The organism is Noviherbaspirillum massiliense JC206, from assembly GCF_000312045.1.
Classification (GTDB): Bacteria; Pseudomonadota; Gammaproteobacteria; order Burkholderiales; family Burkholderiaceae_D; genus Noviherbaspirillum; species Noviherbaspirillum massiliense.
In genome coordinates, this window is sequence record NZ_HE978635.1 from 627,184 (window position 1) to 653,746 (window position 26,563).

23 protein-coding genes are annotated in these 26,563 nt (G+C 60.7%); 14 read left to right on the top strand and 9 right to left on the bottom strand.

The features are described from left to right. The first annotated feature begins 21 nt into the window (after positions 1-21). Positions 22-1,182 (top strand): acyl-CoA dehydrogenase family protein, encoded by a 1,161-nt coding sequence (locus HGHM_RS18435; RefSeq protein ID WP_019143046.1) that lies wholly within the window; start codon positions 22-24, stop codon positions 1,180-1,182. Beyond that, positions 1,179-3,179: an ATP-binding protein gene (locus HGHM_RS18440; RefSeq protein ID WP_019143047.1), complete on the top strand. Its 2,001-nt coding sequence runs from the start codon at positions 1,179-1,181 to the stop codon at positions 3,177-3,179. Before HGHM_RS18435 ends, HGHM_RS18440 begins: the two co-directional genes overlap by 4 nt. A gap of 66 nt (positions 3,180-3,245) precedes the next feature. On the opposite strand, the gene HGHM_RS18445 is transcribed toward HGHM_RS18440, so the two are convergent. The 5 genes from HGHM_RS18445 to HGHM_RS18470 form a co-directional block, all read right to left on the bottom strand. Then, on the bottom strand, positions 3,246-3,563 hold the full coding sequence (locus HGHM_RS18445; protein ID WP_026076191.1) for an SCP2 sterol-binding domain-containing protein: 318 nt from the start codon (positions 3,561-3,563) through the stop codon (positions 3,246-3,248). Between the two features lie 77 nt (positions 3,564-3,640). Continuing rightward, complete coding sequence (locus HGHM_RS18450) at positions 3,641-5,314, bottom strand: long-chain-fatty-acid--CoA ligase (protein WP_019143049.1); 1,674 nt, start codon at positions 5,312-5,314, stop codon at positions 3,641-3,643. Between the two features lie 407 nt (positions 5,315-5,721). Further along, positions 5,722-6,609 carry a mechanosensitive ion channel family protein gene (locus HGHM_RS21855; protein ID WP_019143050.1) on the bottom strand — a complete coding sequence of 296 codons (888 nt, stop codon included), beginning with the start codon at positions 6,607-6,609 and terminating at the stop codon, positions 5,722-5,724. 84 nt (positions 6,610-6,693) lie between these two features. After that, positions 6,694-6,849: a DUF3096 domain-containing protein gene (locus HGHM_RS22735; protein ID WP_019143051.1), complete on the bottom strand. Its 156-nt coding sequence runs from the start codon at positions 6,847-6,849 to the stop codon at positions 6,694-6,696. Between the two features lie 52 nt (positions 6,850-6,901). After that, on the bottom strand, positions 6,902-7,237 hold the full coding sequence (locus tag HGHM_RS18470; RefSeq protein ID WP_019143052.1) for a hypothetical protein: 336 nt from the start codon (positions 7,235-7,237) through the stop codon (positions 6,902-6,904). 458 nt (positions 7,238-7,695) lie between these two features. Here HGHM_RS18470 and imuA point away from each other — a divergent pair, with 458 nt between their 5' ends. The 3 genes from imuA to HGHM_RS18490 are packed head-to-tail and all read left to right on the top strand — an operon-like array spanning position 7,696 to position 13,096. Continuing rightward, positions 7,696-8,439, top strand: coding sequence for a translesion DNA synthesis-associated protein ImuA (gene imuA, locus HGHM_RS18480; RefSeq protein WP_019143054.1), 744 nt, complete (start codon positions 7,696-7,698; stop codon positions 8,437-8,439). Next, positions 8,372-9,946 (top strand): Y-family DNA polymerase, encoded by a 1,575-nt coding sequence (locus HGHM_RS18485; RefSeq protein ID WP_019143055.1) that lies wholly within the window; start codon positions 8,372-8,374, stop codon positions 9,944-9,946. The genes imuA and HGHM_RS18485 overlap by 68 nt, the downstream gene beginning before the upstream one ends. Before the next feature lie 3 nt (positions 9,947-9,949). Next, positions 9,950-13,096 carry an error-prone DNA polymerase gene (locus HGHM_RS18490; RefSeq protein ID WP_019143056.1) on the top strand — a complete coding sequence of 1,049 codons (3,147 nt, stop codon included), beginning with the start codon at positions 9,950-9,952 and terminating at the stop codon, positions 13,094-13,096. A 59-nt stretch (positions 13,097-13,155) separates the two neighbouring features. Here the strand turns inward: HGHM_RS18490 and HGHM_RS22740 are convergent, their stop codons facing one another. Continuing rightward, positions 13,156-13,908 (bottom strand): GntR family transcriptional regulator, encoded by a 753-nt coding sequence (locus HGHM_RS22740; RefSeq protein WP_075111760.1) that lies wholly within the window; start codon positions 13,906-13,908, stop codon positions 13,156-13,158. Positions 13,909-14,209: 301 nt separating this feature from the next. On the opposite strand from HGHM_RS22740, the gene HGHM_RS18500 reads away from it, so the two are divergent. The 4 genes from HGHM_RS18500 (at position 14,210) to HGHM_RS22455 (ending at position 18,202) form a co-directional block, all read left to right on the top strand. Next, on the top strand, positions 14,210-15,388 hold the full coding sequence (locus HGHM_RS18500; RefSeq protein WP_019143058.1) for a mandelate racemase/muconate lactonizing enzyme family protein: 1,179 nt from the start codon (positions 14,210-14,212) through the stop codon (positions 15,386-15,388). 41 nt (positions 15,389-15,429) lie between these two features. Continuing rightward, a complete protein-coding gene (locus HGHM_RS18505) occupies positions 15,430-15,792 on the top strand; it encodes a 5-carboxymethyl-2-hydroxymuconate Delta-isomerase (RefSeq protein ID WP_019143059.1) in 363 nt (120 codons plus the stop codon). Positions 15,793-15,951: 159 nt separating this feature from the next. Beyond that, positions 15,952-17,271, top strand: coding sequence for an MFS transporter (locus tag HGHM_RS21860; RefSeq protein ID WP_051155345.1), 1,320 nt, complete (start codon positions 15,952-15,954; stop codon positions 17,269-17,271). A 613-nt stretch (positions 17,272-17,884) separates the two neighbouring features. After that, entirely contained in the window at positions 17,885-18,202 is a 318-nt protein-coding gene (locus HGHM_RS22455; protein WP_019143061.1) for a DUF5076 domain-containing protein, read from the top strand. Between the two features lie 96 nt (positions 18,203-18,298). Here the strand turns inward: HGHM_RS22455 and HGHM_RS18520 are convergent, their stop codons facing one another. After that, positions 18,299-19,189, bottom strand: a complete 891-nt coding sequence (locus tag HGHM_RS18520) for an NAD(P)-dependent oxidoreductase (RefSeq protein WP_019143062.1) — start codon at positions 19,187-19,189, stop codon at positions 18,299-18,301. Between the two features lie 630 nt (positions 19,190-19,819). Here HGHM_RS18520 and HGHM_RS23515 point away from each other — a divergent pair. Further along, on the top strand, positions 19,820-19,996 hold the full coding sequence (locus tag HGHM_RS23515) for a hypothetical protein (RefSeq protein ID WP_019143063.1): 177 nt from the start codon (positions 19,820-19,822) through the stop codon (positions 19,994-19,996). A gap of 358 nt (positions 19,997-20,354) precedes the next feature. Here HGHM_RS23515 and HGHM_RS18530 read toward each other — a convergent pair whose 3' ends face one another. Next, positions 20,355-21,842 carry an MDR family MFS transporter gene (locus HGHM_RS18530; RefSeq protein ID WP_019143064.1) on the bottom strand — a complete coding sequence of 496 codons (1,488 nt, stop codon included), beginning with the start codon at positions 21,840-21,842 and terminating at the stop codon, positions 20,355-20,357. Positions 21,843-22,364: 522 nt separating this feature from the next. Here HGHM_RS18530 and HGHM_RS22745 point away from each other — a divergent pair. Next, positions 22,365-23,045 (top strand): CBS domain-containing protein, encoded by a 681-nt coding sequence (locus tag HGHM_RS22745; protein ID WP_075111773.1) that lies wholly within the window; start codon positions 22,365-22,367, stop codon positions 23,043-23,045. Between the two features lie 201 nt (positions 23,046-23,246). Beyond that, a complete protein-coding gene (locus tag HGHM_RS21875) occupies positions 23,247-24,050 on the top strand; it encodes an alpha/beta fold hydrolase (protein ID WP_148415785.1) in 804 nt (267 codons plus the stop codon). Here the strand turns inward: HGHM_RS21875 and HGHM_RS18545 are convergent. Beyond that, entirely contained in the window at positions 24,002-24,733 is a 732-nt protein-coding gene (locus HGHM_RS18545) for a lysophospholipid acyltransferase family protein (RefSeq protein WP_019143067.1), read from the bottom strand. The two genes, HGHM_RS21875 and HGHM_RS18545, sit on opposite strands and share 49 nt — an antisense overlap. Before the next feature lie 237 nt (positions 24,734-24,970). Between HGHM_RS18545 and HGHM_RS23520 the strand changes: the two genes are divergently transcribed. Continuing rightward, the gene (locus tag HGHM_RS23520) at positions 24,971-25,438 is read left to right on the top strand and encodes a hypothetical protein (RefSeq protein ID WP_148415788.1); all 468 of its coding nucleotides are present in this window, start codon (positions 24,971-24,973) and stop codon (positions 25,436-25,438) included. A gap of 245 nt (positions 25,439-25,683) precedes the next feature. Continuing rightward, positions 25,684-26,421, top strand: coding sequence for a phosphatase PAP2 family protein (locus HGHM_RS21880; protein WP_019143069.1), 738 nt, complete (start codon positions 25,684-25,686; stop codon positions 26,419-26,421). Positions 26,422-26,563: the final 142 nt, after the last annotated feature.

The window sequence follows — 26,563 nt, forward strand, 5'->3', positions numbered from 1 at the left end:
ATCAAGAACAAGGAGACGGCAATGCAATTCACCCATGAACACCAGGAACTGAAGCGCAACGTGCGGCGCTTCATCGACAACGAGATCAATCCCTTCGTCGATGAATGGGAAGAGGCGGAAATTTTTCCGGCGAAGGAATTGTTCAGAAAGATGGGGACGCAGGGCTTCCTCGGCGTGACCAAGCCGGCCGAATATGGCGGCCTCGGGCTCGACTATTCCTATTCCGTGGCAATGGCTGAAGCGCTCGGACATATCCGCTGCGGCGGCGTGCCGATGGCGATCGGCGTGCAAACCGACATGGCCACGCCCGCGCTGGCACGCTTCGGCTCGGATGAGTTGCGCCGGGAATTCCTCGCGCCGGCGATCAGCGGCGAGGCCGTCGCCTGCATCGGCGTTTCCGAGCCGGGTGCCGGCTCCGACGTGGCGTCGATCAAGACCACGGCGCGCAAGGATGGCGACGATTATGTGATCAATGGCAGCAAGATGTGGATCACCAACAGCCTGCAGGCCGACTGGATGTGCCTGCTGGCCAATACTTCCGACGAGGGGCGCTACCGCAACAAGTCGCTGATCATCGTGCCGATGAATACCAAGGGCATCTCGGTCGGAAAGAAGATCCGGAAGATCGGCATGAATTCCTCGGATACCGGACTCATCTACTTTGACAATGTGCGCGTGCCGCGGCGCAACCGCGTCGGCGAAGAAGGGCAGGGCTTCCTCTATCAGATGCTGCAATTCCAGGAAGAGCGGTTGTGGGGCGCGGCCAACGCGATGCAGGGAATGATGGATTGCATCGATGTGACGATCGAATACGCGCGCGAGCGCAAGGCCTTCGACATGCCTCTGATCGATAACCAGTGGGTGCATTTCCGCCTGGCGGAGCTGAAGACGGAAGTCGAATCGCTGCGTGCCCTGGTCTACCGCGCCTGCGAACTGTATGTGGGCGGCCAGGACGTGACCGAGCTTGCCTCCATGGCCAAGCTCAAGGCGGGCCGTCTTGCGCGCATCGTGCCCGACAGTTGCCTGCAGTTCTGGGGCGGCATGGGTTACACCTGGGAAAACCCGGTATCGCGCTTTTTCCGCGATGGGCGGCTGATATCAATCGGCGGCGGCGCCGATGAAGTCATGCTCGGCATCATTTGCAAGTACATGAACATCCTGCCGGGCAAGAAGAAAGCATGAGTGCCGCCCGCTTCCATTCCGTGCTGGTGGCGAACCGCGGTGAAATCGCGCTGCGCATCATGCGTACCGCGCACCGGCTCGGTTATCGTACCGTCGCGGTGTATTCCGATGCGGACCGCAACGCGCCGCATGTGCGGGCCGCGCACACCGCCGTGCATATCGGCGCCGCGCCGCCTGCTGCTTCCTACCTGAACATTCCGGCGCTGCTCGACGCTGCGCGGCGCACCGGCGCCGACGCGATCCATCCGGGCTACGGCTTCCTTGCCGAGAATGCGGACTTCGCCCAGGCCTGTGCCGATGCCGGCCTGGTATTCATCGGCCCCGGCGCCGATGCGATCCGCGCCATGGGCAACAAGGCGGGCGCCAAGCTCCTGATGCGTCAGGCGGGCGTGCCCTGCGTGCCGGGCTACCAGGGCGCCGACCAGTCCGATGCCCGCATGCTGGAAGAAGCCGGGCTGATCGGCTATCCGGTCATGATCAAGGCTGCCGCAGGCGGCGGCGGGCGCGGCATGCGGCGGGTCGATCGCGCCGATGATTTCATGCCGGCCTTGCGCTCCGCGCGTTCCGAAGCGGCAAGCGCTTTCGGCAGCGACGAGCTGATCCTCGAAAAAGCCATCGTCGAGCCACGCCACATCGAAATCCAGGTATTCGCCGACATGCACGGCAATGCGGTTCACCTCGGCGAACGCGACTGCTCGGTGCAGCGCCGCCACCAGAAGCTGATCGAGGAAAGCCCTTCGCCGGCGGTATCGGCGGAACTGCGCGCTCGCATGGGCCAGGTATCGGTGGCCGCAGCGAAGGCAATCGGCTATGTCGGTGCCGGAACGCTGGAATTCCTGCTCGGCGGCGACGGCAATTTCCATTTCATGGAAATGAACACGCGCCTGCAGGTCGAGCATGCGGTGACGGAAGCGGTTGCCGGCGTCGACCTGGTGGAATGGCAGCTACACGTGGCGCAGGGCGCTACACTGCCGCTGGCGCAGGCGCAGATCGATGCGCGGCTTGCCAGCGGCGGACATGCGATCGAAGTGCGCCTGTGTGCGGAAGATCCGCAGCAGGACTTCCTGCCGCAGAGCGGCACAGTCGCGCACTGGCGGCCGCCAACGTCACTGCGCTGCGACCATGCGCTGGAAGACGGGGCGGCGATCCCGCCTTACTATGATTCGATGGTCGCAAAGGTCATTGCGCATGGCAGCGATCGCGCGGATGCCCTGCGCCGCCTCGCGCACGGCTTGGATGAATGCGCCTTGCTCGGCGTAAAAAACAACCGGAATTTCCTCTCGCGCTGCCTGCGCCATGCAGCCTTCACGGCCGGACAGGGCACGACAGCTTTCATCGAAACCCACTTCCCGGCGGCAGCGCGTACCTCAGCCCCCGACGACACGGCCCCTGCCATCGCTGCCGTACTGCTGGCGCTGCAAAAAACGGCAGCGGTGGAGTCGCGCTATCCGCTGGAATTGCAAGGCTGGTCGAGCAGCTTTTCCTATCCCCAGCCTCGCACCTTCATGCTCGACGACGCAAAGATCGCGTTGCAGGTAACGACCCTGCCGGGCAGGTCATGGCAGGTGGAGCAGGAAGGAAAATCGACCACGATGTCGGCGACCGTTCTCGGCGCGCATGAAACGGCCCTGGTCGTCGACGGCCGAACCCGGCATGCCTTCCATGCAGGGGCTGGCACGACGCTGCACTTTGCGCTGGATGGGAACGAGCATGCAGTGATCGATCTCACCTATGCACCGGCAGCGGGCGACAGGCGCGGCGCCGGCAGCGGGCAGGTGGTCGCTCCGATGAACGGGCAGGTGGTGGCGCTGCATGTGGAGCAGGGCGCGCAGGTGAAGGCCGGCCAGGTCCTGCTGGTGATCGAAGCAATGAAGATGGAGCATGGCGTGCTGGCCGAGATCGACGGCCAGGTTGGGAGCCTGCTGGTTGGCGTGGGGGATCAGGTCGCGCCCGGGCGACTATTGGCGGAGATTTCTCCGCCGCAGCAAACACAGTAACCGTAACAAGAAAAATGCCGTCCGGTACAAAACCGGCCGGCATTTTTTTGGCCTTGGCCGAGAGCCTCAGGACAGCTTGCTCGTGTCGAACAGGCTCGGCAGGCGCTGCGCCAGCATCATGTCGCCTTCGACTTTCAGCTTGCCGCTCATGAAGGCGGAGATGCCGTTCAATTCACCCTTCAGCATGGCTGCCAGGTTTTCATCGCTGATGATCAGTGACAGGTCGGGGGATGGGGCCAGACCGTCGTGTGCGGTGCATTTGCCGTCATCGATGACCAGGTACATCGGTTGCGTAATTTTGTACTGGATGGTGGAATGCATGTTCGCGGTGGCGGCAGGATTGATCGCCTCAGGCATTTTCCTGATCAGTTCATTGACAGACATGTTTACTCCAAAAATGAAAACGCCCTTTGCTTCAGCCGTCATCATGCGCGTAAAGGGCTTCCGCGCACAGGCGAAAACTATCTCGCCGCGGTCTCGCGCAATGCGCGGCGCAGTATCTTCCCGATCGGTGTTTTGGGAAGCTCGGAGCGAAACTCGATCTGCTTCGGAATCTTGTAGCGGGTGAGGTTGCTGCCGCAATGGGCCAGCAGATCGGCTGCGGTCAGTCTCGGATCGCGCGGCACCACGAACAACTTCACCGCTTCCCCCGAATGGGCGTCGGCAATCCCTATGGCTGCGGCTTCGAGCACGCCAGGGTGGGTGGCGACGACCGCTTCAATTTCGGCCGGATAGACGTTGAATCCGGACACGATGATCATGTCCTTTTTCCGGTCGGTGATGGTGACCCACCCATTCTCGTCCATGGTGCCGATGTCGCCGGTCTTGAGCCAGCCGTCGGCGGAAAGCACCTCTGCCGTTTCCTTCGGGCGTTTCCAGTAGCCCTTCATCACTTGCGGTCCGCGCACCACAATCTCGCCGTCTTCGCCGGGCGCGCAGAGGCTGTCGTCATCGCGCCGGATCTGCACGTCGGTCGAAGGCAGGGGAATCCCGACCGAGCCGAGCCGGGGCTTGCCCAAGGGGTTGATGCAAACGCCCGCGGTAGCTTCGCTCAGGCCGTAGCCTTCGATCATCGGCACGCCGGTAAGCGAGGTCCAGTGTTCCATGACCGGTCGCAGCATTGCCGCGCCGGCGCCGATCGCGAGCTTGGCCTTGCGTGCGCATGCACGGTCGAAGCCGGGTGTGTTCGCCAGCGCGTTGTACAGCGTGTTCACGCCGGTCATGACCGTCCACGGATACGCCTGCATCGTCTTGACGAAGGCCGGCAGATCCTTCGGGTTGGTGATCAGCACGTTGAGGCCGCCGAGCGGCATGAAGGTCAGGCAATTCGCCACCAGGGAAAACACGTGATACAGCGGCAGCGGGGTCAGCACCACTTCTTCGCGCTCGCGCAGGGTCTTGCCGATCCACGCGCTGCACTGCAGGACATTGGCCACCACGTTCGCATGCGTCAGCATCACGCCCTTCGATACGCCAGTGGTTCCGCCGGTGTACTGAAGGAAGGCAATGTCGGCGGCATTCGCCTCGGGATAGGAGCGCCGCATCTGCTGCCCGGCCGACAGCGCCTGGCGGAACGGTACCGCGTCCCTGATATACCAGCTCGGGACCATTTTCTTCACATGGCGCACGGCGATATTGGCCAACAGGCGCTTCGGCATGTCGAGCATGTCGCCGATCTGGGTCACGATCACATGCCTGAGCTCGGTGGCCCGCATCACCTTTTCGACCTTGGCCGCGAAGTTTTCCAGCACCAGGATGGCACGCGCCCCCGAATCCTTCAGCTGATGTTCGAGCTCGCGCTCGGTATAGAGGGGATTGACGCTGACGACCACCAGGCCCGCGCGCAGGATGCCGAAGATCGCCACCGGGTACTGCAGCAGGTTCGGCAGCATGATCGCGACCCGTTCGCCACGGGCCATGCCCGGCAGGGAAAGCAGGAATGCGGCAAATCCGTTGCAGAGCTGATCGAGCTCGCCATACGTGATCGTCTGCCCCATGTTCGTGAAGGCGGGCAGGTCGCGGTACTTGCGGCTAGCTGTCTCGAACAGCTGGTTCACCGAGTGATACCGTCCGGGATCAATCCCTTCCGGTATGCCCGGTGGATAGTCCTTGAGCCAGGGTTTGCTTGTCTCCATCGCCTTGCCCTTTGTAGATGTTTTGACAAGATCCTACGCGGCTCGATGGATAAAGCAATCGATTGATTGAACTAGAACGGCCAATCCGGCGAGATATTGATTTACATCTAATGCTTATCTAAGCCATAGCAGGCCGAAGCAGCCTTGGTTTCTTGCAGAGCGAGGCACGCGCGACGCGCTGCCCGATGAAGCCTGACTCAAAGGGTAGGTGGTCGCGTTGGCGAACCGGCTTCTCAGCCACATGGGAATTTTGCCCGGCACCAGGGACGGCAAGCTGCCGGGCATCGAGAAGCATTGAGCGCAGGCCGCAATCCATTGTGATGCCGATCCGCTGATTGCAGCCTGGTGTGGGCGTGAGGCTTCATGCTGGCCGGTCGCTCTTCCGGCGATGAAAAAACGAGTTGGGCTTATGCCTCGGCGGCGAGCGGCATCTTCGCCACGCTGGCGCCCATTGCAGGCCCTTCGCGATAGCACAGGTACCGGCGCAGGATGTCCTGCTCCACCTTCACCCGGTCGTTCGGCCGGCAGGTGTAGCGCAGCGCCAGCGTATATTCCTGGGCGTCGTGCAGTTGCAGCAGCACGCGCGGTTCGGCCGACGGCAGGTCGATGAATTCGCGCGACTCGATGCTCTTGAGATGGGCATTGGCCGCCTCCGTCCAGGGATCGCATACTTCCCTGGCCGCCTGCAGGAGCGCCTTTTCCAGTCGCGGAATGTTTTCCGAAGACGGCACCACGACATTGAGCAGGTTGACCACGAATGTGCCGGTCGCGGTCAGGTTTCTTACCGGGCTGGTCAGCAGGAGGGAGTTGGGAATGGATACCGTCCTGCCGGTCAGCTGATGGCCTTCCAGGGTTTCGGCAATCGTCGTCACCAACAGGTCGGTATCGAGGACGCGCCCGCGCACGTTGGCCATTTCGATGAAGTCGCCAACGCGATAGGGGCGGGATGCGGCGAGAACGGCCGAGCCGAGAATGTTGGCCAAAAAGTCCTTGCTGACGATGAGGATGGCGCCGGCGACGGCGGCCAGCGAGAGAGCGGCGCCGGCGATCTTGGTCGCCCAGATCGAGACGACGGCAAGCAGCGTCAGGCAGAAGATGAGGTTCTTGGCAAGGACGAAATTCTCGCGGCGCAGTTCCTTGTTTTCATGGCCGCCGACTTCGGCGAAGTTGCGTTCCCTGAAAATGCGCCAGGCCAGCGCGCCTACGGCGACTGTCAGCAGGGTTGCCAGAATGCGGCCGAATTCGGTTTGTGCGAAGGCGCCGAGGCCGCCGGTAAAGAAAGACCAATCAATCATAGTTGAATTTGAGCAATTGATCCCCGGAAAAGTTCATCCCTGTTTCAATCTGAGCCGAGGCAGGCAGCCATAGTGGCAAAGCTGCTAGTGAAAGCGCAGATTGCCCAGGCCAAGCAAGCCGATCAGGCCGACTGCGATCAGGTAAAAAGCAACGATGAAGCTGAGCAGCTTGGGCCGGACCAGTATCAGGATGCCGGCGATGAGTGAAATCAGTGGAACGAGAGAGAAATGAGGATGCATGTTTTTTATTTGTCGGTTCTGGGGCTTGAGGGCTGAAAGGAATATGGGCCAGTCATGCAAGGGCGTCACTGCATTCGTCGGCTTCTTCCTCGTGGCAGGACAAGAGCAGGTTCATGCTCGCCTTGCCGGCCAGTTCCTGTTCGATCTGCGGCAGCAGGTCGGTCAGGAAGGTGAGGGCGGTCATGCCGCGTGCCAGAAGGCGGTTCTTTCCTTCGGCATCGCCGCCATGCACCAGATTGCGATAGTTCTTGATCAGCAGTTCATTCAATTCGATCAGGCCGAGCAAGCCGGATTTTTCAAAGCTGATCCTTTGCAGATTCTGAATTTGCTTCCAGGCGGCCTGTTCTGCAATCAGGACGGCTTCGGAGCGGATATCTGGAGTAGCCATGGTTGTGCCAATCTTGAAATTGTTGGATGGAAAGCTTAGCAAGTGAGGGCAATGTTGACCGTAACAAATGGTGAGCGAATATGTCTGCGCAGGGAGGCCTATTGCGCACTTCCTTGTCGCCAGCCGCCATGCCGCCGCAAGTATGGCGGGCAAATATGACTGGAACATGAAACCGGCTTTCCAAAAACGAGCGCGTTATTTTCTCGCGCTGGCGTTGTAAAAACCCACAGTCCCTCGGCCTTGCTGCATTGATTTTCATCAATAGCAGCGCAAGCCATGCCAGTTATGGACTTGCCATTCTTATCCCCGCGTTCTCCACAGCTTGTCGACAGCTTATCCACGGCCTGTCCACAGTTTTCCTGAATAAGTTTTTATGCATTTCGCAAAGTTGGGCTTGCGTAAACTACTGTAAATTTATACAGTAAAACATAACAAGCATTCCTTACAAGAAGTCCAACATGACCCTGCCTCTTTCTTTCGCTGCGGCGTCCGGTGCCGCCGGCGTGGCCGCTGCCTTGCCCGACGTCTGGCTGGCGAACCAGATGGCGTCGTACCGCACCGCGGCCATCGCCACCGGACAGGCCTTGCTCGATCGCGAACTGCCGGACGGTGGCTGGCCGCCGGGCGCCCTGATCGAATTGCTGGCGCAGCAGCCGGGCATCGGGGAAATGCGCCTGCTGCAGCCGGCGCTGCGGCAGCGCGCAAGCCGCGCCCTGGCCCTGGTCCAGCCGCCGCATCTGCCGCAGGCGGCGGCCTGGGCGGTCGAAGCCTTTCCGGTCGAGCGCATGCTCTGGATAAAAGCTTCCCGTGCTGCCGATGCCTTGTGGGCTGCCGAGCAAATCCTGCGCAACCGGGCCTGCGGCGCACTGGTGCTGTGGCAGCCGCATATCCGCCATGAATCCCTGCGCCGCCTGCATCTGGCTGCGCAAGCGGCGGATACCCTGTTCTGGATGATTCGCCCGCTGACCGCCGCCCAGGAAGCGTCGCCGGCGCCGCTGCGCCTGGCATTGCGGCCGGCAGCCGGCGGCATCCGCATCGACATCCTGAAGCGGCGCGGCCCGCGCCGCGATGAACCGCTCCTCGTGCCGCTCGAGCGCATGCCGGCGGCAACTTCCTTTCCCACCGAGACCAGCCATGCGTTTGTGGATCAGCGTGCATCTTCCCCTGCTGCCCCTCGAGACCTATCGTCCGCGCTGGTCTGAGCCGGGGCCGCATGCCGTCCTCGAACGGGAGCGCGTGCTGGCCGCCAGCGGCGCCGCCCTGCAAGCCGGCGTGCGCCCCGGCATGAAGCGCAATGGCGCACTCGCCCTTTGTCCCGATACGCGCTTTTACGAGCGCGATGCCCAGCGCGAGCGCCAGGCCATCGACAGCATCGCCCTGTGCCTGCTGCAGTACACGCCGGAAGTCGCGCTCGCGGCGCTGCACAACCTGATGATGGATATCAGCGCGAGCCTGCGCGCCTTCGGCGGCTTGCGCCGCTTGTTCCGCCTGGTAGAGAAGGATGTGCGCGAACTCGGATTCACGGCCCGCCTGGCCCTGGCGCCCACCGCCCAGGGGGCATGGCTGCTTGCGCAGGCAACTGGTGCCGCAATCCGCCGGCGCCGCGCCGTCAAGCTGGCCACGCTCATGCACAGGCTCGACCGCATTCCCTGCCATTTCCTGCCAGCGCTGGAACCTTATGCGGATTGGATTGCCGGCATCGGCTGCCGGACCCTGGGCGATGTGCGGCGCCTGCCGCGCGCCGGCCTGAAGCGGCGCTGCAATGAAGCGGTGCTGGATGCGCTGGATCGGGCCTATGGCGAGGCGCCGGAAATGTTCAACTGGATTGTTGCGCCGGAAGTCTTTTCCACACGGCTGGAACTGCCGGACCGCATCGAGCATGCGGAAGCGCTGCTGTTCGGCGCGCGGCGCCTGCTCCTGCAAATGACGGGATGGCTGGCGGCGCGGCAGCTGGCAGTCGAGCGCCTGGTCCTGGCACTGGAGCATGAGCGCGGCCGGCAGGCGATACCGCCAACCTTGCTGGAACTGGCGCTGGCCGAGGCGACATGGCAGGAAGCGCATGTGACGCGCCTGCTCAAGGAACGGCTGGGGCGCATCGAACTGGCGGCGCCCGTCATTGCCTTGCGGCTGGAAGCGACCCACACCACGGCGATGGCAGCGCCATCCGGATCGCTGTTTCCCGAGCCGGGCGGCACGCCTGCCGACTTCGCCCGCCTGGTCGAACTCTTGTCCGCCCGCCTGGGCAGCGATAATGTGCTGATGCCTGCGCTGCATGCGGACCATCGTCCGGAAGCCTGCAACCGCTGGCAGCCTGCCGGCCTCGCTGCCACGGCGATTTCCGCAAGCCTGAAAGGGACGGAAAGCAGGGGGCGCCGTGCGCACCGGGATGACATGGTGCGCGCGGCGCACCCTACTTCCCCATCGCAAATTGAAATTCGTTCCAAGCAGCCGGAGCTGCCGGCATATGAACGCCCGTTCTGGCTGCTCGCCTCGCCCGTCGAACTGATGCTGCGCGAGCATCGGCCGTTTTATGGCTCGCCCCTGCGCCTGGCGGGCAGCCCGGAACGCATCGAGTGCGGCTGGTGGGATGGCAGGCTGGTGGTGCGGGATTATTTCATCGCTCAGGGCGCGGACCAGGCCTGGTACTGGATTTACCGCGAGCGGCAGGGAGATGACATCCGCTGGTACCTGCATGGTCTCTTCGGATAAGCCATGGCAGCCATGCCCGAAATCCTGCCGGCCTATGCCGAATTGCAGTGTGTCTCCAACTTCACTTTCCTGCGCGGCGCTTCCCATCCGGAAGAGCTTGCGGCGCGGGCGGCGAAACTGGGCTACCGCGCGCTTGCGCCGACAGATGAATGTTCGGTGGCCGGCGTCGTGCGCGCCCATGTCGAAGCGAAGAAGCTCGGCTTGCACCTGATTGTCGGCAGCCAGTTCCGGGTGACCGACGACACCGGCCGGCCCGTCTTCACGCTCATCGTGCTGGCGCAAAACCGCGAAGGCTACGGCAACCTGTGCGAACTCATCACGCTCGGGCGCACGCGGGCGGACAAGGGCAGTTACCGCATCACGCTGGCGGACTTCACTCATCCCGACAAGCCGCATGCGCACTTGCGCGGCATGCCCGGCTGCCTCGTGCTCCTCGCTCCCGCTTACCGCATCCGGGAAGCGGAATTGCAGCAGCAGGCGCAGTGGCTGCGCACCGCCTTTCCCGGCCGTGCCTGGCTGGCCCTGACCCTGCTGCACCAGGCGCGCGATGTGCAGCACCGCTATGTGATCGAGCAGGTTGCACAGAATCTCGGGCTGCCCGTCGCTGCCACCGGCGATGTGTGCATGCATGTGCGTTCGCGCAAGCCCCTGCAGGACATCCTGACCGCCATTCGCCTGTGCAAGCCGGTTGCCGAGTGCGGCTTCGAACTCGCGCCGAATGCGGAGCAGCATTTGCGTTCCCGGCTGCGGCTGGGGAATATCTATCCGCCGGCCGCACTCGCCGAGACGATCCGGATAGCCGATCTGTGTACCTTTTCGCTGGATGAATTGCGCTATGAATACCCGGATGAACTGGTGCCGCCGGGCGAAACCGCAGCGAGCTATCTGCGCAAGGAAACCTACATCGGCGCACAGCACCGCTTCCCCCATGGCATCCCGGCCAGCGTGCAACAGCAGGTCGAACATGAACTGACGCTGATCGGCGAGATGGCGTATGAACCGTACTTCCTGACGGTGTACGACATCGTCCGTTTCGCCCGCAGCCGCCACATCCTGTGCCAGGGCCGCGGGTCCGCCGCCAACAGCGCCGTCTGCTATTGCCTGGGCATTACCGAAGTCGACCCGGCGCGTGGCAATCTCCTGTTCGAGCGCTTCATCTCGAAGGAGCGCAATGAACCGCCGGACATCGATGTCGATTTCGAGCACCAGCGGCGGGAAGAAGTCATCCAGTACATCTACGAAAAATACGGCCGACAGCGCGCGGCATTGACGGGCGTCGTCATCAGTTACCGGCCGAGGAGCGCGCTGCGGGATGTCGGCAAGGCGCTCGGCGTGGACCTGAGCATCGTCGACCAGGTGGCGAAATCGCATCGCTGGTGGGATGGCAAGACGGCATTGGCCGAACGCTTGCAGGAATGCGGCATGGACCCGGATTCGCCGATTGCCCGGCACTGGGTCGGCCTCGCCCAAACCCTGCTGGGTTTTCCGCGCCACCTGTCGCAGCATCCGGGCGGCTTCGTCATCGCGCGCGGCAAGCTGTCGCGCCTGGTGCCGATCGAAAACGCGGCCATGGCGGACAGGAGCGTCGTGCAATGGGACAAGGATGACCTGGATGCCTTGGGCCTGCTCAAGGTCGACATCCTCGCGCTGGGCATGCTGAGCATGATTCGCCGCGCACTGGACCTCATCTCGCAGCAGCGCGGCGAACGCTTCGAATTGCAGGATATCCCGGCGGAAGACCCGGCGACCTATGCCATGATCAGCCGCGCCGATACCGTCGGCGTGTTCCAGATCGAAAGCCGGGCGCAGATGTCGATGCTGCCGCGCATGCAGCCATGCACTTTCTATGACCTGGTGATTGAAGTGGCGATCATCCGCCCCGGTCCCATCCAGGGCGGGATGGTGCATCCCTATCTCAAGCGCCGGCAGGGCCTGGAGCCGGTCACCTATCCCAGCGCCGAAGTAGAGCAGGCGCTGTCGCGCACGCTGGGCGTGCCGATCTTCCAGGAACAGGTGATGCAGATTGCGATGCTGGCCGGCGGCTTTTCGCCCGGAGAAGCCGACCAGCTGCGGCGCGCCATGGCCGCGTGGAAGCGCAAGGGACAGCTCGATAAATTCCAGGACAAGCTCACGCAGGGGATGCTCGCGCGCGACTATTCGGAAGAGTTCGCGCAACAGATTTGCCAGCAGGTGCAGGGCTTCGCGGAATACGGCTTCCCTGAAAGCCATGCGGCGAGCTTCGCCTTGCTCGCCTATGCCAGCAGCTGGCTGAAATGCCACGAGCCGGAAGCCTTCCTCGCGGCGCTGCTGAATTCGCAGCCGATGGGTTTTTATGCGCCGGCGCAGCTGGTGCAGGATGCGCGCCGGCATGGCGTCGAAGTCTTGCCGGTGGAAGTGCAGGCGAGCCAATGGGAAGCGGTGCTCGAAGACACCGGGCGCAGCCGGACAGCCGTGCGGCTCGGCTTGAACATGGTGTCGGGCCTGTCGCAGGAAGCAGGCTTGCGCATCGAGGAAGCGCGCGCCATCCGGCCGTTTGCCGACCTGCGCGACCTCGCATTGCGGGCACAGCTGACGCGCACGGAACTCGAAAAGCTGGCGCAGGCGAATGCCCTGGTCTCGCTGGCCGGCCACCGGCGCGAGGCGCTGTGGCATGCCCTGGCGGCCGCGCCGGAGCGCGGCTTGCTGAAGCGAGCGGCGATAGCGGAAGAGGAAGTGCAGTTGCCCGCGCCCTCGGAAGCGGAAAACATCGCCGGCGACTATCGTTCCATCGGCCTGACGCTCGGGCGCCATCCGGTGGCGCTGCTGCGGCCGACTCTCGCCAGGATGCGCTTCCTGCCGGCCGAAGTGCTCAATACCTTTGCCGACCGCCAGATTGCGCGCGGCTGCGGCATCGTGACGGTGCGCCAGCGCCCGGAAACCGCCAGGGGCGTGGTCTTCATCACGATGGAGGACGAGACCGGGCCGATCAACGTGATCGTGTGGCCGGACCTGGTCGAGAAGCAGCGCAAAGAAGTCCTGAGCGCATCGCTGCTCGGCGTGTATGGCATCTGGCAGTGCGAAGCCCAAGTGCGGCATCTGGTCGCCAAGCGCCTGGTCGACTTGTCGCACCTGCTGGGGAAGCTGGAGTCGGGCAGTCGGGATTTTTGCTAGCGGCTGTCATGAACCGGCGCCGGCGCTTCCTGCCGGCGCTGCTTCATGGCCGCTGTGCTTCATGGATGGCCTTCAGTGGTTCCGGCCCATCTCAGCTCGCTTAGATAGACGTGCGCCTCGGTAGACATCCATGAGCGCCGAAATTCAACCGGTTCACCATGCAGGTCGTAAGCCGTACGAATGGACAGCAATACCGGGTGACCGGCGGGCAATGCAAAATCCTCTGCAAGCTCCGGGGGCAGGAGGCAAGCCTGGAGCCGATCCTGCACCCGGCTTATCGAGATCCCGCACTGCTGTTCAAGAAACGAGTAAACCAGATGAAATGGCGAGCTATCGTCACCCCATTCCTTGGTTCCCACGCGGGCGAAAGGAAATGCGATGGTTTCCAGGACCAGCGGCACACCATCAAGGACGCGTCGCCGTCGAAGACGATAGACCATCTCGTCTTCCTTCAAGTTAAGGGCTGCCCGTTCCTCGGGGTCGGCTGTCGTGCGCTCACGTGCCAGAATCGTATCCGATGGCAATTGACGCGCGTTGCTATCACGATCCACCAAGCGGAAAAAACTGGTAAAAGCGCGTTCATCCGTCGCTCGCGCCACGAATGTGCCCCGGCCGCGATGGCGCGTCACCAGGCCTTGTCCACTCAGCACATCGAAGGCCTTGCGCACCGTGCCGACACTGACCTTCATTTCACGCGCAAGGGCTTCTTCTCCCGGGAGAAGCTGGCCGGGCAGCCACTCTCCGCCAACGATGCGTTCACGAATATGCCGGGCAAGCCGTACGAATACAGGACTGAGGTCGATTGCGGTCATCGCCGTATTCTATACAGAATATAGAAATTACTCTATAGAATTTGATTCTCAGCGCGTTTTTCGAATCGTATAGTTCATTGCACCAAGACCAGCAAGACCGGCAGGCGCCGAGAGGCGGAAACAGTGATTCATTTATTTACGCATCCGCATTCTGCCACCGGCGAGCCCCAGCATGACAACGCGTCGTGCTTCGGTTGCCGGGAGAGGGGAGTCATTGGCTAAGCGCGTTGCAGCCGCTGACACAGTGAATTAGCACCGAATTTCCTACCTAAAACATCATACTGAGGCCTGAGATATCGTTATGACTAAGCCGTTCCACCGCATTGAATCCGTTGAAGCTCTTCACGTTGGACAATTCCTGTACGCCCGCATTCGCACCGAAGCCGGGCTGGTAGGGTACGGCGAGGCGGGCTCATGGGGACACATCGAAGCCGCCAAGGCGGCCTTGGAAAAATTTGGCCGCTACCTCGTTGGCAAGGATGCCAATCAAATCGAACTGCATTGGAATGTGATGCAGCGCTTTTCGCACTTCCGTGGAACAGCCGTAAATGCCGCCGTCTCGGCAATCGACATCGCGCTGTGGGATTTGCTAGGAAAGCGGCTGCAGGTACCGGTATGGCAATTGCTGGGCGGTGGCTATCGGGACAAATTGCGTGTCTACGGCCATGTCTATGCAGAGACGCTTGACGAAGTGCTGGCCGAATGCCGGCGCCTGCGCTCGGAAGGCTTCACTGCAGTGGGCCACATCAATCCCTTCCTTGATGAGCCGGAAGGCGAAACCTATTTCCGGTCACACGTCGGCAAGGTGCGCGATGCGAAAGAACGCGTGATGGCATTTCGGGAGGCGGTCGGTCCCGACGTCGACTTGCTGATCGAGATGCATCGCCGCCTCAGTCCCGCAGAAGCGATTGCCATCGGCCAGGCGCTGGAGCCGCTCACCCCCATGTGGCTTGAGGACCCCCTTCGTCCCGAGTTCTATCCGCAAATGACCACGGTGGGCCACTCCATCAAGGTGCCGATTGCGACGGGTGAACGCTTCTGTACTCCGGCCGAGTTTCAGCAGCAGCTTGCCGGTGGCAGCGTCCGGTTTGCCCGGACCTCGGTCTGCGTGTGCGGCGGTATCACAGGAGCGAAGAAGATCGCCGCCCTGGCCGAAGCACAGAACGTCGACATTGCACCGCATAATCCGCTTTCGCCAATCAGCCTGGCCGCATGCATGCAGGTTGCTGCGGCCGTACCGAATTTTGCGATTCAGGAATATCCGACCGGATTCGAAAATCTGGTTCTCAAGTCAGGACAAAAGCTGCTGGGTTCGGATCTCGTCAAGAGCCATCCAGTCCCGCAAGCCGGATTTATCACGGTACCGGACGCACCCGGCATCGGCGTTGAACTAGTCGATGATGTGGAGCATAAGCGCGCTCCCTTGTACCGCCCTGTCTCAATGCGCCGCACCGTCGACGGCGCTCCTTTAGATCAGTAACACGAACTGGCGCCGCATTTTCCAAGGCGCCTGGGAACCATATGCCACATCTCACAATTGAATACTCGCCTGGCGTCCTTCAGGAGACAGACCTGGAAAGCACGTTAAGGAATGTCAACGCGTCCCTCCTGGCCAGTGGCGCGATTCAAAGGGAAAGCGACCTCAAGTCGCGCATCGTGCTGCGCGACGTAATTCGAATCGGCACTGGCGAAGGCAGCCGCGGCTTCGTCTATGCGCAGCTGCGCATTTTGCCCGGCCGCACACCTCAGGTGCGATCCGATCTTTCCGCGCGAATTGCGGCAGTCCTCAGGGAACACTGCCAGCGGCCTCCCGGAATGACGGTTCAGCTGAGCGTGGAAATCGCGGAAATGGAGAAAGAGTCCTACATCAAGGAAGTTCTTTGATCCGGGCTATGACTTTGCTTTTGCAACGGCGTCGATATTCCAATGCGTCGTGCAGCCAGCGCCTGCTCGCTGATAGATATTGCAGAGCCAATGACGGCGGCGGCGGAGACATCCGCACTGGCGCCTTTTAGAGAAATATAGAGACAAGGAGACTCCGGAATGGATCACTCACTAGAAAGTGTTCTGAAAATTGGAAAATACCGTTGGTTCACCGTCCTTCCCACGGTATTCATGGTGTACATGCTGTCGTATTTCGACCGCGTGAATATCGGGATGGCGTTGCCGCACATGACAAAGGAGCTCGGGCTTACCTCCGTGCAAGGCGGGTGGATCGGCGGCGCCTTCGCCTGGGGCTACGCTTTCACGCAGTTGCTGGCTGGCTGGCTCGCGCTGAAGTTCGGCTCGAGACGACTCATTGCCATCTGCCTGTTCCTCTTTGGCGGTGCGGCCATGATGACAGGAATGGCGCATACCTTCTGGGAAGTCATCGCGGTTCGCATACTCCTGGGCTTGGCCGAAGGGCCAGTCTATGCAGCCACATCCATGCTGCTGGCACAATGGTTCATGAAAGCCGAACGTGGGCGAGCGTTTGGAATCTGGAACCTCGGTGCGCCCTTGGGCGGCTTCCTCGCGGGACCGATATCCGGTGCCATTATCGCCCACTATGATTGGCGCATCATGCTGGTCGTTGAAGGGCTGCCGGCATGGCTGTTCTGTGTCATCTTGTTCAAAGCCATCCCGAAAAACCTCGATAGCGCGAATTGGCTGCCTGCACAAGACCGGACACTGATCAAGGACACGCTCGATCAAGAGCAAGCGAACTACAAGAAGCCGGAAGTAGACCCGTGGTGGACCATTTTCAGCGAACCTGCCGTCTGGTGGCTGACCGCCGGTTTCGGCCTCAATACGATTCTTCTGTACGGCATAACGCTTTGGCTGCCGACCATTATGAAATCATACGGTCAGCTGAGCGAAACGATGATCGGTCTTTTCGCTGGCGCGCCCTTTGTCATGACGATGCTGGGTATCTACTACATTAGCCGCCGCTCGGACAGGCATGGACAGGAACGGCGTTGGCATGCCGCGGTGCCGACAATGATTACCGGCCTGTTGGTCATTGCCGCCGCATTTGTACCCTTGTCCCTGTACTACGTCCAAATCTGCCTCTTCATTTTGATGGGATTCACCCTGAAAATGCTCATGCCACTCGTCTTCTCGCGGCTGACAGAAATTCTTCCACTGCGTAAAGCGATGCCGGCGGTTGCCGTTGTCAGCGGTGTAGGCAATCTCATTGGCCAATTCCTGGGGCCGCTGTTGGTTGGTTACGTGAGATCGATTTCGTCGGACTACAAGACGTCACTGTTGATGCTGGGCGGATTTGCCTTGCTCGGCGGAGTTGCGATCGCCTTGTCCAAAACCAAAGAAGAGCGCACTCGGACAAAAAGCGCACTGATTCATAACCCGACAACCGCACGCTAGACTTTCTTCTTCTCTTGGTGCCTCTTTCAGCAGGCCCTTGGGAGGGGAAATTGCGGAGTAGATGGCGGTCCAAGCCTGTGTTGAAAGAAGGGCAACATGGGCTTGGTCAAGGGCGCCAGCTCGAACCCCTTCTTCACCTTGGGTGGCTTCCGCCCGGACACCATCGCACCAGCGCATGCAAGGCATGCCCCATCGTTCCAAAGCATCCAGTGCGCAGCCCGCGCTGGTTTCGCGATTGATCGGTGTGCCACCCGTGGAATATCGCGTGGCAGCCGGCGCCGGAAAGCCTCACTCCAGAGCAGACAGTGCAACGCATGCTCGCGCTGCCCCGCTTCCAGGGGCGACAAGGCCGGATAGGCATGACGAATTCCCGCTCATCATCTTTTACATTGCTTGCATAAGGCTTTCTAGCATTTACACCAGTATCGACGCTTCATGGCCGCGGCAACTCGTAACAGCCTTTGACAGCCTGGACTCGCTAACGTTGTGCGGCTTGCCATCCTCACCGCCCGCTTTGTCTTCCGATGCAGATTGCCAGGTTCGCATTCCTGTGTCAGCATCCGGCAGGTTTTTGCAAGTCTTCCTCAGACAATCACTTTAGGCGAATCGGACCATGCGCGAACTTCCCATTCCAACTGAAAACAACGGCGACGCGGACGCCACCGAAATGGCCAGGGTCTGGCTCGGCAATGGCTCCTGCAATGTGTCGCTTCTGCTGGGGATGTACGAGGATGCCGAGGAATGCGGCGTGGACGAGCTGTGGGCATGGGGGAATATCCTCAGCGACATTGCCCAGCATATTGCCAACGGCTTCAAGCAAAGCCACGGCTGGGACGAGACGGAAACCATGGCTCGACTGAGGAAGCACTTCAATGCAGCCATCAAGGAGCGCGCTCCGGGTCTGGAAGGGCGATATCTGGACGAGCACTGAGCATGCATGCCAGCCAGTGCAGGTGCATGAAGCGCAAATCCGACGATCACGAGCAGCGAGATCCGAATCGCCGGAGAGGATGCAGGCCGAGCCGACTCAGCGCAGCGCGGCATCCTCCGCAGTAGAGAGTTCGATCGCAGTCCAGTCCAGGCCCGCGCGCCCCTTGGCGAGACTGGTGAGCAGGCGGGCATGGAGCAGGTCCGCCAAAGGCATGGGCACCGTCGCATCCTCCGCAGTGTCGCGCACAAGCCGTACATCTTTCATGCCCAGTTCCAGCTTGAATCCGGCTGGTTCATAGGCACGTTCCGCGAGGATGCGCCCATAGTTCTGATACAGCGGGCAGGCAAATATCGTCTTGCCGAAGAATGCGGCCAGGTCTTTGCGGTCGATACCGTTCTTCTCTCCCAAGGCAAGCGCTTCCGACATGGTTTCGATGGCGGACAGGATCATGAAATTCCCCGCCAGCTTGACGACGTTGGCTGCGCCCGGGTCTTCGCCAAAGTCGAAGCTTCCCTGGCCCAATGCATCGATGACTGGTTTGGCGCGCTGTTTCGCTTCGGACGTCCCCGACTGGCAAATCCACAGCTTCTTGCCCGCGGCAGCCTCGGGACGCCCGAAGACCGGCGCACTCAGGAACAGGCTGCCATGCTCGGCATGACTCGCGGCGAGTTTTCTTGAAGTGTCGGGTGAGACAGTGCTCATGGAAATGTGCAAGCCCCCCTTGCCAAGTTTTTCCAGGATGCCTTCGCTTCCAAGCGTGACGGCTTCCAGCGCGGCATCATTGGCCAGCATCGTGACAGCAATGCCGCCGGCAGCAACGGCGCCGGCAGGCCTGTCCGCAACCGTTGCACCGGCAGCCGCCAATTCATCCGCACGCGCCCTGGTGCGGTTGTAGACGCTCAAGCGCAGGCCGCTTGCGAGCAGATTGCGGGCCATGGGAAGTCCCATCTTTCCAAGGCCGAGGAATGCGGCTTTCAATTCAGACATAGGCTTCTCCTAAGGTTAGTCCGGACGATCAAACCCGATGACTGCGGAACTGTTCTCTGGTTCCTGATACACCTGCATAAGTAACTTCTGGGTGATGAGAGACGGGAAAGATGGGATGCCTTGCTGCTCCAAAAGGAGCAGGCAATGCCAGGATTGACTCACGAAAAGATCGCATCCGGGGAAGCACAACCAGCCCTAAGTATTAGTCGGCCGTGCTTGTTAGTCGCCTGAGGCCACTAATATCGCCGTGACGATCCCGATATACCTAGGTCTTAGTCTACTGGAATGCCAATAATATTGGCGCTTATCAATAAAGTGATTCCAAATATGCGGTGGAATGAGTCAATCAGGAACTCGGTCGTCTCCAAGCTGCTAATTTATTAGACTAAATCTCGGTCGAGAAAGCACAAGACGAAGGCTAAGTAATGTCGCTCGCTTGTCGAGCACTGACGGCAAGCCGATAAGGAATGAAATTTAGTCCAGAACAACCGTCGAATGGATAAATCAGGCATCATCTCGAATGCTGCATTGTTGACGCGCAAAAGCAGGGGTGACGCCAGACGCGTAACGGGCCGGAGTGGTAACGGCCGACATAATTAGAGTAACCGACTGAAAGAGAAAGGAAATGCCATGCCGAGAACGAAGAGCACGGGCCAGCCTGACGGCTTCATTAATGTACCGGTAACACGGGAAACACGCGAGGGTTTGCATGAACTGAAGGAATCCATGCAGGTAGCGAGCCAAGCCGAAGTAATCGAGAAGGCAGTTGCGATCCTCCTGGCGATTCAAAACGCAGCGCGCAATTAATAACAGTTCCCCCCCCCCCGCGTCCCAAAAGGGGCGCGAGGGCGCTGCAACGGGACTTGCACATGCCCGTTACCCAATCCCATTATTGCCGCTAAAAATAAGCCCGGGCAATATGCAGAACCGCTGACCGGTGGTGAATGGGCTTTTGCGATCGCGCTATCTGGTCTGCTTCAATCAACAATGCTGTAGCAATCTCGCTGCGAAACCAAATAATAAGAAGCCGCCAATGCATGTCCGGCATCCGGCGGACTTATGACAGCGCAGACAGGCTTTTGCAAGAGATAGCGCTGCGCGGCTACAGAAGCGCTGCAGATCGAAGCCTGGCCAGAATGTCCTGTAGCGCCGGACCCTGCGGTGCCTACGAGATTTTTTCCTCGGTCTTTTTCGCGGCTGCCTGCGACCCTGTGCGCAGCGTATTTTCCGGAATCATCCAGGCCAGCACATGCGCCGCCGCTGCAATCAGCGCGCTGCACAACAAGGTCACGCGGAAGGCAAAGGAAGCATGCGCCGGATCGCTGCTTACCGCATTCTGTATTCCTGCCTCGATCCCCGTGGTCGTGCCACCACCGTGCAACAGCGCAAACAAGATCGAACTAAGGATGGCGACCCCAATCGCGCCGCCCATGCTGCGGAACAGCGCGGTCATTGCCGTGGCAATGCCAATGTTCTTCTGCGGCACGGCATTCTGAACGGCAACCAGAGAGGTCGGCATTGTCATGCCGATCGAGAAACCGGCCAGCGCGAGCACGGCACTATTGGCGAAGTTGGCATGCGGACCGAGATAGGCCAGGATCAGCGTGGCCAAGGGCAAGAGCGCGGTGCCGGTAACCTGCAACGGCTTGTACCGGCCGGTATGCATCATCCAGCGACCGCCGGTGAAAGCGCCTGCCGGCACTGCCAGCGAAAATGCGATCAGGCGCAAGGCCGCGGCATCAGGGCCGATGCCATCCAGTGTCTGCATGCCGAACGGCACCAGCACGGATAGCGACACCACCTGAAAGAAGCTGATGAACAGGATGGTGCAGCCGATCCAGACAGTTCGGATCTTGAACAGGCCAAGCGGAATCAGGGGTTCGGCCGTGCGATGCTCCTGCCGCACGAACACCATCAACAGCACGACCGACACGGCCATCAGCCACAGGGTGTCCGGCGACAACAGCGCCACGCCCTGGCCGACGCGCGTGATTGCGACGAGCAGCAGGCTGAGACCGGTGGTCAGCAGGATGGCGCCGAAATAATCCACCGGCAGTTTCACGCCCGGCACTGGCAGGCTTTTCAGTGCACGACGGGCGGTCCACAGTGCCACCACCCCCAGGGGCAAGTTGATCCAGAATACCCAGCGCCAGGACAGCAGATGGGTCAGATAGCCGCCGAGTACCGGGCCGCCAACGCTGGCCACCGCATACACAACCGAGATGTAACCTTGATAACGCCCGCGCTCGCGCAGCGGGACCACGTCGCCAATAATGGCTTGCGCAGAAGAGATCAAGCCCCCGCCGCCTATGCCTTGCAGCACTCGCGCAAGTACCAGCATCGGCATGGTCTGCGCCAGCGCACAACCGACCGAAGCGATCAGGAAGATGACGACCGCGATCGACAGCAGCATGCGCCGCCCATACAGGTCGCCGAGCTTGCCATAGACCGGCGTCGATACGGTAGAGGCGACGAGGTAGCCCGACACGACCCAGGCCAGCATCGATACGCTGCCGAGGTCATGTGCCATCTGCGGCAGAGAAACGGAGACGATGGTCTGGTCGAGGGCGCCGAGAAGAATAATCAGCATCAGGCCGATGATGATGCGGCGGATATCACTGATGGTAAAACCGGAAGAGGGCTGAGCAGTCACTTTTGATGTTCTATGCAGAAAGACAAAATCCGCGGTCTGCATGCCGGCAGGAAGGGCAGGTGATGCCGTGACACAATCCGCTTGCGAACCAGCATATTAATGCTTGTTAAAACTTATTGCTGGACGGCGGTCATTTGCCAATGCAGGCCCGATTTGACGTGCAGTGGATCGTTCAAGCGAACGCGCCATCCGGCGCCTGCGTTTCGTGACTGCATACTTTGAATAGAGCAATTGGTATCAGTTCTGCCGGCATGTTTGCATCGTCCTGTCAAACCCGCTGCAATCCACACCATCGCGGGAACTGGGCAGTTGGAGAATAACCAAACCATAGTTGCGCCATCGGGCAGCAACCAGACACTGCGCTCGCTTTTACGGGAATCGACCCAGGCCGGCAGCTGGCTGTCGTGTATTGGGCAAATTCATGCGCAGGACAGAGCGACTACGCGTTATTCGCGTGAGCTTCCGGTGAAAAGCGTTCACCGGGCAATGAAGGAGAGACAGATGCAGATGGTTTCCGAAGTGATGACACGAAACGTCAGATCCATATCACCTATGGAAAATGTGCAACGCGCGGCCGCGCTGATGAATGAATTGAATGTCGGCGCGCTGCCTGTGTGCGACGGAGACAGGCTGGTGGGCATGCTAACCGACCGTGATATCACCATACGTGCCACGGCGGACGGGAAATCGCCGCAGGCTACCCGTGTCGACCAAGTCATGAGTACCGACGTGCGCTGGTGTTTCGATGATCAGCCCCTGGACGAAGTGATGGGCCAGATGGCCGACAGCCAGATCCGGCGTATCCCGGTGCTTTCGCATGACGAGCAGCATAAGCTGGTCGGTATCGTCGCACTGGGAGACGTCGTCACCAGGACGCCGGGGGGCGCGCAGGCGCAGGACGTGGCGCAAGTCGTCGAGACGGTGTCGTCTCCGTCGGCTCCTGTTGAAGCAGGAACGGCTGGCAATGTGCGAGACAAGGATGCTGAGCGGAAGGCCGCGGACGTCGCCACGAAACCCTTGGGGCGCCCGCCCGCGACGGGAACCGATAGCGCAAACGCGCGCGTTCCGTCCGGCGGGGCGGGAGGCACCGGAACGACCGGTCTGGCCGGTGACGGCACGGCTGGCGGCACAAGCGGCACGGGCGCTTCATCCAATGCGAAAGAAGCAAATGATGTCGGCCCGGCGGGTGACTACAGCCGGTAGGCTCGCCGCCGTCTCGCGCATTTCGTCGAAGTCTTTGCATCCGCAAATGCATGCCCGGACCTGCTGGTGGCAGGATGTCGGGATTGTCGCGGTGTCGAGTCTCGTCCAATCAAACCACCTGCAATGCCGAGCGGTGGCCGTACTTGCCAGCCTGTCCCGGGCAAAAGAATTCAATCGATAATTTCCGACATGTACCCTGAGTTGAATTACAGATTCCGGAAACTGAAAAGAGGCACGCTGGCGCGACTCGCACTGCTCTCTTCCCGGTTCGACCGCATGTTCAAGACGGGCGCGCCGCTGCTGCTCATGGCTTATTCCGGCGGCGCATCGAGCAGGAACCTGATCGTATTCTTGCCCGGCATCGGCGACCTGGCGGAAGATTTCGAAAGAAGCGGTTTCATCGCCGACTTGCGTCACCATGGAATTACCGCCGATGCGGTCGCCGTGGACGCGCACTATGGCTATTACTCATCCCGGATAATTCATGCACGGATCGCGGAAGACGTAGTCGCTTCCGCACACGAAGCCGGCTATGAACGAATCTGGCTGGCCGGGATTTCCCTCGGCGGACTTGGCGCCTTGTCCTTTACGGCATTGCATCCCGCACAAATATCCGGTTTGCTGCTGCTGGCGCCCTATTTGGGAAATGGAAAGCTGGTGAACGAAATTGCGGCGGCAGGCGGCGTTGAACAGTGGGAGCCGGGACATATTCAAGAAGGCGACTACCTGTGCAGCCTGTGGTCGTGGCTGAAAAGGGACTATGCAGAAGGGCAGGCGAGGGTGCCGATCTATCTCGGCTATGGCAGGAGCGATGCCTTCGCCCGTGCAAACGCGCTGCTGGCAACGCTGCTGCCGAGCACGCATGTCTATTCGCGTCCTGGGGGACACGACTGGCGCACCTGGAAAAAGCTGTGGCGGGAAATGGTGGCAGGCTCCAAGGAGTCGCTCGATGCCGCTCACTCCCCGAAGTCTTCTTCCCCGGTGAGCGGCAACATGGCTTCATGAGCTGCCTTCGATAAGTTCAGCTCCGGCTCCATGCCTTTGACATCCGGTGTCAGCACCGCACCGATTTCCAGCGTAATCGGAATGCGGCGCGTCAGCCACGTTCCCAGTCTCAGTGCCCGACGTGATCCGCGCAGGCCTGCAACGACCACTGGGACGTTTTCTGCTACTGCGGCAACAAACGCTCCCGAATGGAAGGCTTTCAATCCGGCGTCCGGAGCAATGCCGCCCTCCGGAAACACGATAAGGTTTTTTCCGCGGCGCAGTGCCTTCCGCAGGCGCCTGGTATTGATGGCGGCATGGAGATGAGGGCGGCCCAGGACCACGGTCCCCAGTGCCCTGAGCAATGGGCACAGCACGCGCTGGGCAGCATGCTGTTGGCGCACAACGAACGCGTACCCGGGCTGCGCGGGAAGCAGCGCCGTGAGCACAAGCCCGTCGAGGAAACTCGTGTGATTGACCAGCAGGATATGCGGTGTGCGCGGCAGCCGCTCCTTGTCATGGATGGCCAGCGGCAGGGCGGCGAAACGGAAAAGCAGTCGCGTGCCGGTGCGGGCAACCGGCCGCGCATGGCGTGGCGTGCGCACCAGCATGATCAGGCTGCCGAAGATCAGCAGAACTAGGATGAACAGGAGCCATGCATAGCATCCGTAGCTCCATGCCGAAATCGTTCGTATCTCCTTCATCGCCGCCTTGTGTCATCAGCGCGTAACTAACCTAAAAAGAATATCGGGGTTGGGTCGCGTGTGCGGCATACCCAGAGGCGGGAGTTGCGCAGCATCAAATTCCCCGACCCTCGGGGCGAATCTTGCAGTGCGTCGACAGCATATGGCTGATAAGCGGGATGAGCGATATCAAGGCCAACGCTCTGCTTGTGCTTTAGGTTGGCAAAAGGGCAATCGTAACGCGGCACGATGGCAGTCATGAAACTTATTTCCCGTTCTATGCTTTTGGCGCTTTTTGCGCTGGCGCTGGGCATGCCCGCAGCAGCCCAGCACGATCGCGGAGAACATTCCAGGAACGGGCCTCGTCCGGAGCGCGGCGAACACGGCCGGCGTGTCGTGCCGTGGCATGGAGACATCCATCGCTTTCATGACCGTGACCTGCCTTTCTGGCGCGGTGGCCGCTGGGTCCATGGCAGGCATGGCGCACACGAAGGCTGGTGGTGGGTGGTCGGGCCCACCTGGTATTGGTATCCTGCGCCGGTTTATCCCTATCCCGATCCCTACCTGCCGCCTCCCGCGGCGCTGATCACGCCGCCCGAGCCCGCAGCCCAGCCACAGTACTGGTACTACTGCGTCAATCCTCCAGGGTACTATCCGTATGTCCCGCAGTGCAATGGCAATTGGGAACGCGTGCCGGCGACGCCGCCACCACCGCCTCCGCGCTAATGGGCGAGTCCAAATCCAGGGTTCTGTTCACGGTTGCAAGCTTCATGGGCGAAGCTTCGTGGCGTGGCGGGGTGCATGTTTTGATACGGATCAAGGGCAAACTCTCCGCTGGAGGATGACAATGATTCGGCGATGCAACGAAGGAAGGATAGCCATGGTGTGCACTTCCATCATCCGCAAGATCGAAAGAATCCGTGACAAGCAGCACTCCCTGCAAAATGCTGGGGCAGGGCGGGAGGAAAGGCATGACGAACCGACATTTCTTGATCACGCTCGTGATTCTGTTTGCCATGGCAGCCGTGCTGGTGTGGATCGGCAGGTACACGAATGTCGACCTCTATCTCGCCGATGCAGTATTTGACTTCGGCGCCAGGAAATTTCCGCGACGCGACCAGTGGTTCTACCAAAACTTCATGCACCACATGGCGAGTGGCCTGTTGATCGGGGCCGGGTTGGTGCTGGTCGCAATGCTGCTTATCGACCGCGCAGTCAAAGGAAAGCTATTGGAGGTCAGAACCAGACGAGCATTAATGGTGGTCCTTGGATCGGCAGTACTGATCCCTCTTACCGTCAGCACCATGAAACTCCTCTCGATCCACCACTGCCCATGGAGCATGGAGCGTTATGGCGGATTTGCCCCGTATTTGCGCATCTTTGATACCCTGCCGGCCGGCGCTGCAGCCGGACGCTGCTTCCCGGCCGCCCACGCAAGTGGCGGCCTATGGGTCGCTGCGGTGGCTGCTTTCTGGCTGCCGGAAAAGCCCTTGAAGGCACTGGCTGCCTTTGTGGTCGGACTCACTCCAGGCATTGCGCTCGGCCTGTCGCAGCAGATGCGCGGCGCGCACTTCCTCACGCATACGCTCTGGTCGATATGGATCGCCGCATTCATCATTCTTATTCTCATAAAGGTGTTCATTTTCTCGACTAAGAAAGAACTCGCTGTACGCAAGACGATCCTGGCAAATCAACACAATAACTTTTAGGGCGGCCATGTTTGATCTTAAATCTCTGTCGCTACGCGGAATTGGATTGGCTTTTTCTTTCTGTCATGTAGGTGTCGCATTGTCTTTACAGATGAACTAAGGCCTGATCACTACGATCTAACGATCCGATATCTCTGGGAGT